Source organism: Pseudomonas sp. Y24-6, from assembly GCF_020295325.1.
GTDB lineage: Bacteria > Pseudomonadota > Gammaproteobacteria > Pseudomonadales > Pseudomonadaceae > Aquipseudomonas > Aquipseudomonas gregormendelii.
In genome coordinates this window covers 109,335-121,493 of the sequence record NZ_JACBXG010000008.1, presented here as the reverse complement: position 1 = coordinate 121,493, position 12,159 = coordinate 109,335, and the positions used below count along the sequence as shown (strand labels likewise).

Below are 12,159 nucleotides of genomic sequence, written 5' to 3'. Positions count from 1 at the left end.
AAAGCAACGGAATCTAAAGGAACGCCAGAATACAAGCCCGCATACGATCATTTCTTGTCCCAGCGCCGCGCTGCATGATTTCTGCGAAGCTCACGTTCCGCAGCTTGCCCCCCCAATGACTGGCCTGCACCTCACCGACAAGCTGCCAGACGACCGTCGTGGCATCCGGCCTTGCGTGTATGTTAAAAATATGCAAAATGACGTACCTGCTGAGAAAAGACATGCGAACACATGACGACCTATATTCACTCCTTCCCCTGTGTCAGAGGCATTCAAGCCGGTAGGCCTTGCTACATAGCGATGTGCCCGATGCGCCTCGTGCCAAAGATCTTCATTTTCAACGAGGATAATGTGCCTGCGGATTTGCGCGCGCAGCGCACGTTAAACTTGGCTAGAGTTCCTGAAATTTCCGCATATTTGCTTGATAATCGTGACGACTACACCCTATCCGCAATCACCGCTTCAGTTGATGGGGTAGTCCATTTCAATCCTGCTTCCGATACTGGTCTAGAGCAAAGCATCGGTACGCTGACCATACCGATGGATGCTCAAATTCTAATCAATGACGGCCAGCACCGTCGGGCAGCCATTGAGCAAGCTATTCGGGAAAATCCAGAAATTGGCTACGACAACATTCCAGTGCTTTTCTTCATTGATGAGGGCCTCAATCGTAGTCAGCAAATGTTTGCGGATCTCAACAAGCATGCTGTACGACCGAGTAATTCAATAAGCACGCTTTACGATCATCGAGACCAAATTTCCGATTTGGCCAGGTACCTGGCCAAAAACGTCGAAATTTTCTCCAGGATGACAGAGCTGGAGAAATCTAGCCTCTCTCCTCGCAGCTCCAAGCTATTCACCCTCAGCGCTATAAAAAACGCCTCCCGCGTCTTATTAAAAAAAGGGAAAGGCGATCTCATTGAGCAGAATGAGCGGGAGCTCGCAAAATCGTTCTGGGAAGAGGTGTCCTTGCAGATGCCTGATTGGATCAGAGCAAAAAACAAAGAGCTGTCGACGTCCGAATTACGGGACAATTACATTCATGCCCACGGCGTGATGCTGCAAGCAATGGGTCTCGTCGGAGCAGAGCTAATCATTCGTAAGGAGTCTGAATGGAAAAATGCCATCAGCCAACTCCGGAGCATCGATTGGTCACGGGCCAACCCTGAATGGGAAGGTCGCGCGATGGTTCACGGTCGGATCTCTAAAGCCACAATAAACGTGGCGCTCACAGCAAGTCTTATCAAGAAAAAACTTGGCGTACCGCTGTCCACGGTTGAACGAGAGTTAGAAAACAGGTTTCCTCAACAATGAGTAATGATCAATTTCTCTATCCATCGCACGATGATTTCGTCCAAGAAGCGATCATTTCTGGTAGACCACTGGCGGACGCTGTCCGTGAGCTTCAAAGCATTTACAAGGCTGATAATCGCCCTTGGGTAGTGGGGTTCAGCGGCGGCAAAGACTCTACCGTCATCCTTTCTCTCACATACTATGCTTTGAAGATGTTGCCACCAGAGGAACGCCATAAGCACGTGTATGTCGTTTCCTCCGACACTCGAGTAGAAACTCCTGTAGTAGTCGACATGATCCGCCAGGTGCTTGATTCGGTGAACGCTCAAGCAGTTAAAGATCACATTCCGATGACAGCCCATTCTGTCACTCCTAAAACTGGCGAAACGTTCTGGGCCAACCTTCTTGGTAAAGGCTACCCCGCTCCAACCAAGGCATTTCGCTGGTGCACAGAGCGGATGAAAATCGATCCAGTGAGCGAGTTTATCAAGGACAAGGTTGCCCGTTTCGGTGAGGTTGTGGTGGTGCTTGGCTCGAGACGAGAGGAAAGCTCTACGCGTGCGCAAGTGATCACACGTCACAAAATCGACGGATCAGCGTTAGGCCGGCATACCACACTACCGAATGCGTATACCTACATGCCCATCGAGCTCTGGCACGCTGATGATGTCTGGGAATATCTCATGAGCGCCGCCAGGCCTTGGGGTGGCTCAAACCGGGTGCTATTTGAGTTGTACAAAGACTCTAACGCTGGAGAGTGCCCGCTGGTCATCGACACCAATACGCCATCATGCGGAAACTCTCGTTTCGGATGCTGGACTTGCACTGTGGTGACACATGACAAGGCAATCGAAGGCCTTGTGAACAGTGGCGAGGATTGGATGTTGCCGTTGCTCCAGTTTCGCAACCAACTGCATAGCAGCTCACTACCCGAAAATAAAACTGAATACCGCAACTACAAACGTCGCACAGGGAAAGTAACCTTTGCTAGAGGCGCTATCGATGACGACTCAAATGCTTCGACCAAGCATGTGCCTGGCCCGTATTGGATGAAATATCGCAAAGAGTGGCTAAAGCTGCTTTTGGAAATTGAGAAAGGCATTCGTGAGACCGATCGTGATATTGAACTGATCGGCCGTGATGAACTGCAAGTGATCCGCCAGCAATGGCTAAAAGACCCGAATGAACCGGACTGGATTGACTCACTCCCCAAAATTTACGCTGAGGTGTATCCCGCGGATACGGTTGAGTGGATCAAGAACGACGCCGGCGCGTTCACTGAGCCAGATGCGGCCATCCTAAATGCACTGGAACAGGAACACGGAGTGCCAGCGGTCCTGATCATGAAGCTGATTGATACCGAGTTGTCGTTCTCTGGCCTCTCACGTCGGAAAGGAATTCTGGAAGAGCTGCAGAAGATCCTGGAACAGGATTGGGGGGGGCTCGATGAAGCGTTGGAGCGGCGTGCGGTACCTACAGTTAATGACACATATAAAACCGCTTTCGAATCTCTGAAAGCCGACATAGATGGCTTGCTGCAATGATTATTGATTCCCTTTCAGTACTAGATTTCCGAGTTTTTAGCGGAGCCCACGACTTTGACCTAGTTCCTAAGATCAAAAGAGGCAAAAACGCGCCTATCGTTTTGTTCGGCGGCTTAAATGGCGGTGGCAAGACAACCATTCTTAGCGCGCTGAAGCTTGCCCTGTACGGCAAAGGCGTACTGGGGTCTGGCGCAACGGTCGCCGAGTACCACCAATATCTTCGAGACTGCATCCATAGAGCACACAACAGCATCGCCAAACCTACCCGAGCGGCTGTCGAGCTAACCTTTCGCTATGCACAATACGGCATCATCTCGAGCTATCAATTGACCCGGGATTGGTTTGTTGATCATGGCGGCAAGATAAAAGAAGGCCTAATCATTTCAAGGGACGGGCAACACCTGACCGAGCTTTCATATGATCAGGCACAAGCTTTTCTCAACGAGCTGATCCCAATTGGCGTGTCCGAGCTGTTCTTCTTCGATGGCGAAAAAATCGCTAGTCTCGCTGAAGAAACATCCGGAGATGCTCTGCGAGAGTCGATCAACAAGCTTTTGGGCTTGGACCTCATCGACAGATTGCATTCCGACCTATCCGTGATCATCAGAGGCCGCTCAGTAAAAAAAGCGTCTGAAGATCGCAAGCAAAAGATAGCCGAGGCAGAACGCACGTACAATGATCTAAAGATGCAGCTCGCAGAAACACGCGAAAAGCTTGTCTTTATGCGTATGAATACCGTCGAGGCTAATAAAAATCTTGCCAATATCGAGGCAAGCATTAGTGCGCGTGGCGGCGCCTGGAGCGCCTCAAGGCAGGAAGAAACAGCTAACCTCGACTCATTGGTTAGCGAAAAAAAGGCCATAGAGCATACTTTGCATGAAATGCTAAGTGGCTTACTGCCGTTTGCAATTACTCGAAGTCTGAACGAAAAACTGCTTGCGCAATTAGACTCTGAGCAACGCGCGGAAAAGGCGCAGGTTCTTTCCGAATATCTGGAGCGTCAGCAAAGCAATTTCCTAGCAGAACTCGAATCTGCACTCGAAATTACCAAGGAACAGCGCCCCGCCCTCCAAGATATTTTTCTTAGGACATTCGGCTCAGAACTCGGTAACAGCGATCAAAGCCAATCACCAGTGCACGAACTCTCGGACACCCAGCGATTCAGCATCACCCATCGCCTGAAGAACGATGTGAGCTCACTCCAACAACGAGCTGCTGGCTTAGTGGCAACGCTTCAGGACACTGACACCGGAATTGAATCTGCGAGAGAAAACATCGCGAGAGCCCCAGAAGAAAAAGTGCTGATGCCGCTGTTTAACGAACAAGGGCAGCTACAGGGGCGCTTGTCCGTTCTAGAAGAACAAAAATCCCTGATGGTGGAAGAAGCAAAGGCCCTGCTCAACCTTTTGTCGACTGCAGCACGCCATTTAGATGACCTCTATACAGAAATTGCCGAGTCCCAGGAAGAAGAACGTCTTACCGGGCTTGCACAAAATGCCAGAGATGTCTTAAAAGAATTCTCTGCACGTGCCCGAATTGAAAAGCTCAAGGAGCTTGAATCGCAGTTTTACACGTCATTCAATGGTCTCGCCCGCAAAGAAGATCGGAATCTCAGCATTCAGATTGATCCTAGCTCCTTCGAGGTCGTTCTTATCGACGATGAGGGAATAACGCTTCGTAAAGATGAGCTCTCAGCGGGTGAAAAACAGATTTTTGCGATCTCTATCCTGGAGGCGTTAGCGCGAACTTCGGGTCGAAGTCTGCCCGTAGTAATCGACACACCGCTTGGCCGACTCGACTCGATTCATCGGAAAAAACTCGTGGAAAATTATTTCCCCAAAACCAGTCACCAAGTGATTATTCTATCGACAGACACGGAAATTGATTACGCTTTCTATGAAGGACTTCAAGGAAGTATTTCGCACTCTTATCACTTGGTATACAACTCAGAAACTCGATCCACTCAAGCCGAGGAAGGATATTTCTGGCGATGGGCTAACAACGCATGAACACATTTCCGCATAAATTTAAGATATCCAATTCGTCTACTGCGAAACTAAAATATCTGAAATCGAAAACTGGGCTAACGCCAAATATCTTAAGTAGGTACGCAATCGCTCTTGCGCTGGCCGATGAAAATGGCCTAGGCAATGCCAGCGTATCGGATTTAGAAGGACAGGAATTCAATGCTCCCACCCTATTTGGTGAGCACTTGGATATTTACGAAGCGCTGCTCAGACAGTTCACGCATCAAAGTGGTTTGGAGTGGAACCCAATCAGACATGTAGCATCATTGGTGGAGGTTGGATTGCATAAGATGGGGCATGTACGGTCCCTCAAAGATGTAGCACTTTTGATAACGAAAGTTTAAAACAAAGCCCATCGTTGAAGATGGGCTTTATAACAACCATTCTAGACCTCGCAAACTGACTGAAAATAAAACCATCAATAAATCAAACCTAGATAATACTGCTTTAAATCTCTTAACACGTTCTACTAACATCCACCCCATCTAGTTAAAACGGTCAACTAAGATCCGCCTGCCTCTTCCCCTAATGCTAAATCAAGGGCATATGAAGGGATCGAGATCGTATCTACTTGCACTCCAAATCCCTTATCCATCATTAAATCTACTATGGACTCCCCATCAACAAGAATAATCGGTACCGCGCCACGTTTAATTGAGGCGAAAACGGCGCCAGGGGAGAATGATGCGGTAGTAAAAAATAATCCTTGCTCAAAATCCCCCTGGGCAGCCCCACGAAACCTATCAATCTCCGGACGCTGTATATTGCCCTTCGTCCAGCGTTTGCATTGAAATGCAACATTTAGATTTGCTAGACCGACTTTCAGCTTTCCAAAACCATCGATCCCTCCGTCACTGGAGACTTTGGTCACGGCGGTGTCATGAAACCCGTACACATCCATTAGTCTCTTTGCAAACAACTCAAATCCAGACGGCGACATCTCTTTCAGGTCACTCAATATCTTTTTCTTAAGTTCTACTATGTATTTTTCATGTAATGCCTGAAGCTCGGAAAGGGTCGAAGCATGTGGATCCCTCGTATGCTCCTTATCCAAGAAAAAATTTTTCACCTCCGAAGTTTGAGGCAACCAATTTTTATTCAGAAGCTCATAACGATTTTCACCAACAAGGATGAAATGCTTCGTGGGTGCAGAGCTAGGAAAAACAATCCCTTCACTATGGCGGCGAATTTGGCTACGAACGACATGCCGAGGATTGTCCGCATGAAATGTGTATAACCCTGCCTCGACAATTGCATAATATGCCTCATCTGCAGTCATAGGCGAATTACGCGCTCTCATTACATACTTTATAGCCTCTGTAATTGTCATAGTCTATGATATAACCTTATCTTAGGATTCCGATACCCATTATTAATTTCAACGAATCAATGCAAATTAACGTAGCTCTGTCCGTAGTCATCTGACGCTTTCAGCATGACAGAATGATAGACACTCAATAAATAGCTGTAACCCAGACTATCTTTTGCGTAACTCACCGTCTCGCCATTTATCTCGAACTTAAACACAGGGAACTCAGACCCCAAGCCGGAAACATCACTAAGTTCTCCCCAAAAGCTTCCTCCAACGATACAATCCTTATTGACGCTAACGAAACACTCCTTTACTAGCTGTGCACTTGCACCAGGAACTATAAAAACCTGAACTTTACCAGCGCTATCTTTAGTTGTAACACGATAAAATCTGGTTTTTGGCGCCAAAGCTTTAGACCTTATTTCCTTATAAACAATTCCACCAGACTTCGAAACCGCTTCAAATCCAGAAAAATAGTCGTCATCTATTTCCGCTTTAGCTAAAAAATCAAAATACTCTTTCTCTTCAATAACACCACCATATTCATGCTTGCCGGAAATAACTTTTTCATTATATATATCTCTCAAAAGCCTCATTAGGGCCATCAACCCAATAGTCTTATTCAGCACGGACTGTTTGTTATCAAATCGCCAACTTTTGGGCCAAACTGCCTTAACCGCTGAGAAAAAATTATAAATATTCGCAGCTATGACCGAATCTTCCTCATCGGCAAAGCTTTTACGAAATGGCAATCTTTTGAAATCGATTAGCTCCAAATCAGGCAACTCTCGATTTCTCATGCCAAAAAATTTCTTTTTCCTACCCAGCAATATATCTCGATCCACACTCGGCTTCTTACTTATCAACTTAACTAAGCTTTCGACAAATGCTGCTTGGGTAATCAGCTCCGTCTTCACTCCATCAGTCTTCAAACCAAGCCTTTTAATTCGCTGGTAAAAAGGGGAGTCTTTCTTCGAGTTTAGCAACGATGCTATTTGATGGGCAGTTTTAGTTGGGCTTCGTGCCAGAGCTAACGATTCCAAGTCATAAACTAAACTTCTGTTAACTTTAGTTTGATTTTGATTAACCATCGTAAAAACTTGCGCTTGAGTATGCTGATCTGCCTCAACAAAAATTGTAACCAAAAGCTCGAAGTCTTTTTTCTCGCCTGACGGTGAAGTATAGCAATAATCAGTACCTTCAAAACCAGCAAGACGGTGCTGCCCATCTAGAATTTTCGCAACTTTACCTTTCTGGTAATCAGAATACTCTATCCACATATAGCCATCTGCAATCGATATAAAACGCTCATCAATTGCAACAATAATTGAGTTGGGGAATGTTGCATCTACAGCATTGATATATTCATTAATCTTCCTAACTCTTTCCGACTTTAGCTCTCTCTGTATACCAAGGTAAGTGTCGAACCCCTCACTAGTCTGTTCTCGCTCCAAGTGACGCACGTCTGAAAAAGAGATATCATGAAGATCTTTCGCCCTCATGACACTGCAATAAAACTCACCAATAGGTTGGGAGACACGTAGAAATCTTCCTTTTATCTTATTCACCGTCATTCCCTCTTCCAACCAGCTTATCCATTGCAGCTTCAAGATCCCGGACTTGCTTATTCTGTACTTTAATCGGATCTATGTTTTTTCGATGATTCGGCCATATACTGTAATACCAAATAAAAAGAGTAGCAAAAACAATACTGTACCCAACCCATGAAACCAGCTGTTTATCTATGTCCATTGCCTTTGAAAGTAGCGTTTCAAGCCGAACAGACACAAACATAAATGCCCCAACAAAAAATGCATAGCCAAACAAATAAAAACAAAACTCCCTCGTTAAATTTGTCAACCCATCCTTTAATCTAGTAAGTATATACGGCGCTAGAAAGGCAGAAGTATAGATAAACACCTCCCCAGAACTAAAGTTTGCCGCGATCGCTGTTTTAATATCGACGCTTGACCACATAGCAGACACTAGAGAACCAAACAATATCGGAAACAAAGAAAACAACAGCGTAAGTACAAATTCTCTTGAGACCTTTCCGAACTGAACTATTATATCCATAGACGCATCCACCAACTTTTGATTCCATAGCAATATGTTAACGCCCATAGTTACTACACTAGTGCAACTATCCCCCCTAATTACTCCGAAAAATTATTTGACCCCTTCCACTCCCCTTCGTTAGCTTCGAGAAATTTACCTATCAGAGCTCATGAGTAGCTGCTCATCATGATGAAACAGTATAGAAGCATACTATGGCTATTCGCTACTAACGCTATAGATCTTGAGATAAATATGGGATTCCCTCCACCTGGGCGCGCCTTCAGGAATCAGTTCACGTGTCGCACCCGTACACTATAGCGATAAATGACTGCATCCTTAGCGTTGTTCAGGGCACGCCAAAACGAAGGCCACGGAGATCTCTACGTGCCTAGGAGGAGCCTATTGCCCCTGCCGATGGAGGAGGTTCATCACTCATTAAGGATGCAAAGCACGCTAATTTGGTTAGCTGATCGAATGTAGGCAAGCGGTCAAATAGAGCCCCATTTCACGGCGTATTTCATTTGGTATTCCAGCCACAAACAAAAAATTACATTAATAAATTAAATCAACGAGATGGGATCTAGATTCAGATTGCCCCTGCTCTGAATCGGGCGCATGACGTCGATGGCATCGTGATCCCTTTCCTCATCCAGTGAAGGGAATGGAATGACCGACCAACGACCGCCGCCTGGTGCCGCAGCGCCAAGCGCTTTCTTGTCGGTCAGGAAGCCGCCGGCAAGAGGGCTCCAGACCATCAAGCCGATTTCCTCGCTTTGCAGCAGCGGTGCGACTTCCCCCTTCAGGTCGTGGCCTACCACGAAATGTAGGCCTAGGAGCGACGAGAAACGAGAAACGAGAAACGAGCGTTACCCAACCGTTCCGAAATGCCGAGCGCTTTAGCGATCTGCCATGCGGTCCGGTTCGATACACCGATGTATCGGACATGCCCCTACCCAACGAGATCATCGAGTGCACGCAGCATAGAACTCTAGAAACTATTCTGGAACGCGAGTCGAACATGGAGCCTTTTGACCAGATAAATCAAGGAATCTCTTTAACCTTGAATTATTCCTAAACGGCCCCCTAAACAGGAGTCCGCCATTGGAAAGCTAGGGCGCCTACAACTGCGTATCCACTTTATGGCCTAAGCCTGTCAAATCCCGTTGACGTTTTCGAGCAACCAGCTCTTACAAGGGACATGACCAGCCTTCACTGCAATGCTGTAAAAATCAGTGACAGCACTTATCGCTGAATGCAGTGCATAGGCCTCATAATCACCTCGAAGCTGGCTAGGCTGGTACACATTTGCTTGCTCAGGTGTGTAGATTAAGTGGCTGAGGTGAAAATTGAACCCACCCTTCTGGGCGTTTACGTACAGCACGACCTGAATCTCGGTAGGTATTCCCTTCAACCAGAATGAATACCCTCTCAAAGTTTTTTCCGTATGCTCAAGACACTCATTGTCAAGGGCAGATTCGATCGTCCAAGGCATGTGGTTTTTCTCCTATTTGGCAGTTTGCGAGACAATCTTCCTTCAGGCGATCGCTTTCTGGAGCGCCGCTCCAAGCTAGCATAAACGAACACAGGCCCCAGATGACACTTTGAGACGGCCGTGGCCGCCTCCCTCCACTGGGACGTAAGCGGCAACCCAATGCATCACCGAAAAAAGTCGAACCTTTGACCTTCGACATTAAACGAATTGTTTTCAGGGGCGAGCACCCAAAGCCCATCGCAGCCCGATCCTTCCATCTCACCTCTACCAACAATTGACATTTTACTATTCAGGAGAATGAATCAAACTAGATGATGCACAAGGTCATACTGCTCTAACAAAGGCATCAAAGTACTCACCACCTCTCCATTATTGCGTGCCAGCCGCGCGAACTCGGATACTCTCTGTAACTCATCGACCAATAGCTTTCGCTCCGTAACCTCATTTTGAACAATCCCCATTGGTAACCGCACCATCAAATCAACAATATGAGCAATATCTTTACCAGGTGAACGACGAAGTATTCGGCCCCGCCGTTGCACAAACTGGCGAGGATTTCGGCTGCTGGCTAGGATGTACGCACGTTGACATCCCGGTACATCGATCCCTTCATCAAGACATCGAATGGCAACAAGGGCATCTATATCACCAAGCCTGAAACCGTCAAGAATCATACGACGCTCTCGGGAACTTTCGCGAGCAGTGAAACGAGAATTGCGCCACCCCTGCTGATGGAGAAGCATCGACACAGCCTCCACCTGACGCTGAGGAACATCGTCTTCACCTTTAACACTAGCGTCACTGCAGTAAAAAAGCGTATGACTTATAGGCGATGTATTAGTCAAAAGCCGCTCAAGCGTCGTAATTTTATTGGCCGCACCTCCGAGGAGACGAGCTCGCTGGAATAATAAATAATCTAGATTAGAGTCGCCGTCATCAAAACGACCACCTGACTGAGCTACTAAACGGGCAATACGTTCACTAATTTCACCATACTCCTCGGCCTCTATATCGGTTAGATCCACCAATTCAATCTGATACCGATAAGGGGTAAGAACCTTGTCCTTTAGAGCCTCCTCCAATCCATACGTCGCTTCCACTCTGCCGTAGTAATTCTCTAGTCGTAGGTTAGCATCTTGATTGAGATAATGTTCAGGAGTAGCCGAAAGCCCCATTCGCAAGCGAGCTCTCTCAGGTAGAACCGAGCTTAGGCCAGTTGAACCATGATGGTGACATTCGTCTCCAACCCAAAACAAACTTTCACCTGGAAGGCGGCTTAAGAGTTGTTGAAATTGATTGCCCTGAAGTGTTTTATTCACCACAACCAAACACAAAAATGGCCAGGCGTTTTGCTCAAAAAAATGCACCGCCTGAGCCGCATCATCATGCCAACGTTGAACTCCGCCATAACACCCAAAAGCATTTATACTGAAAGTACGTAAAACCTCAATCCATTGGTCGGCGAGGCCTTGGTAGGGTACAGCGATCACTACACACAAGCGTTTGGCGACCTCAAAGGTACGAATGGCAGCGTAAATAGCAGTTACTGTTTTTCCCGCACCTGTAGCCAAAGCAAGAATGCCGTGACCGCCAGCGGCACGCCATGATAATAATGCTTCACGCTGGTGTTTCATAATTTCGAAGGGCCTACCGCCAAGGACAGCAGGAAGGCGTGGAACAAGTGTATCAATTCGACCAAGTGAATATCGCTTGAACGCATCATCCCAAAGAGCCTGCTCGATTTTTGGATTAACAACACGAGCACACTTAGCGGTCACAATAAATCGCTCATAAACCGCCGTTGGAAAATCAATAACAACGGTACCTTTACTGTCATTCCTCCAAAGTCGTTCAAATGTTCTGATGTGTGGCTCAAAATGCTCCTTTAATTCACTGCGCCATGATGGAAAAACGTTTATCGTCTCGAAGTTAAAATCAGGAAGCAACGCATAAACAGTTTCATTTGCCGAACCCTGAAAAACAACACTATCATTGTTCACATCGGTCAAAATCCCTATTTTCGCGTGAAACATACCACGTCGTTTTAATGCAACTTTAATCTCTAAGCGACCGTTTGCGACCAACCAGGAAAGAAGTTCAACACGCCGCTGAAATAGCTCATCATCAATACTATCTAATACCTGTAGCATGACTCGCCCAAGCTTTTCGCTGATTGCCCGCAAATTATAGCCGCGTTCAATCGCGACCACATCCTCCTCGTCTAACTCACCGCCAACAACAAGACGCATGTATCCATTATTTGCTATAAGAGTAGAAAGCCCCTGCGCGGCATAAGATAGCATTGCACCAGAAAAAAAACCTACAGCGCGATCATATCGCACGCTATTGCATAGTGCGGGAATGTAAAAATCACGCAATAAATCGTCTTCATCAGACAAATATACGGCCTTCAGCCCCAGGGATCTCAACATG

10 protein-coding genes are annotated in these 12,159 nt (G+C 46.7%); 4 read left to right on the top strand and 6 right to left on the bottom strand.

What is annotated here, in order from left to right; translation table 11 throughout:
- The first annotated feature begins 231 nt into the window (after nt 1-231).
- Genes dndB through HYI44_RS16715 form a run of 4 tightly spaced genes read left to right on the top strand, consistent with a single transcriptional unit; the run spans nt 232 to nt 5,208 of the window.
- Nucleotides 232-1,314, top strand: coding sequence for a DNA sulfur modification protein DndB (gene dndB, locus HYI44_RS16730; protein ID WP_225569949.1), 1,083 nt, complete (start codon nt 232-234; stop codon nt 1,312-1,314).
- Nucleotides 1,311-2,837, top strand: a complete 1,527-nt coding sequence (gene dndC / locus HYI44_RS16725; RefSeq protein ID WP_225569948.1) for a DNA phosphorothioation system sulfurtransferase DndC — start codon at nt 1,311-1,313, stop codon at nt 2,835-2,837. Before dndB ends, dndC begins: the two co-directional genes overlap by 4 nt.
- On the top strand, nt 2,834-4,846 hold the full coding sequence (gene dndD / locus HYI44_RS16720) for a DNA sulfur modification protein DndD (RefSeq protein ID WP_225569947.1): 2,013 nt from the start codon (nt 2,834-2,836) through the stop codon (nt 4,844-4,846). Before dndC ends, dndD begins: the two co-directional genes overlap by 4 nt.
- Nucleotides 4,843-5,208, top strand: coding sequence for a DndE family protein (locus HYI44_RS16715; protein ID WP_225569946.1), 366 nt, complete (start codon nt 4,843-4,845; stop codon nt 5,206-5,208). The genes dndD and HYI44_RS16715 overlap by 4 nt, the downstream gene beginning before the upstream one ends.
- 158 nt (nt 5,209-5,366) lie before the next feature.
- Here HYI44_RS16715 and HYI44_RS16710 read toward each other — a convergent pair whose 3' ends face one another.
- The 6 genes from HYI44_RS16710 to HYI44_RS16685 form a co-directional block, all read right to left on the bottom strand.
- Nucleotides 5,367-6,143: a restriction endonuclease gene (locus tag HYI44_RS16710; RefSeq protein WP_225569945.1), complete on the bottom strand. Its 777-nt coding sequence runs from the start codon at nt 6,141-6,143 to the stop codon at nt 5,367-5,369.
- A 107-nt stretch (nt 6,144-6,250) separates the two neighbouring features.
- The gene (locus HYI44_RS16705) at nt 6,251-7,750 is read right to left on the bottom strand and encodes a DGQHR domain-containing protein (RefSeq protein WP_225569944.1); all 1,500 of its coding nucleotides are present in this window, start codon (nt 7,748-7,750) and stop codon (nt 6,251-6,253) included.
- Nucleotides 7,737-8,252 carry a hypothetical protein gene (locus HYI44_RS16700; protein WP_225569943.1) on the bottom strand — a complete coding sequence of 172 codons (516 nt, stop codon included), beginning with the start codon at nt 8,250-8,252 and terminating at the stop codon, nt 7,737-7,739. The genes HYI44_RS16705 and HYI44_RS16700 overlap by 14 nt, the downstream gene beginning before the upstream one ends.
- A gap of 542 nt (nt 8,253-8,794) precedes the next feature.
- Complete coding sequence (locus HYI44_RS16695; RefSeq protein ID WP_225569942.1) at nt 8,795-9,052, bottom strand: hypothetical protein; 258 nt, start codon at nt 9,050-9,052, stop codon at nt 8,795-8,797.
- Between the two features lie 335 nt (nt 9,053-9,387).
- A complete protein-coding gene (locus HYI44_RS16690) occupies nt 9,388-9,726 on the bottom strand; it encodes a hypothetical protein (protein ID WP_225569941.1) in 339 nt (112 codons plus the stop codon).
- A gap of 302 nt (nt 9,727-10,028) precedes the next feature.
- Nucleotides 10,029-12,158, bottom strand: coding sequence for a DEAD/DEAH box helicase family protein (locus HYI44_RS16685; RefSeq protein WP_225569940.1), 2,130 nt, complete (start codon nt 12,156-12,158; stop codon nt 10,029-10,031).
- Nucleotide 12,159 lies beyond the last annotated feature (1 nt).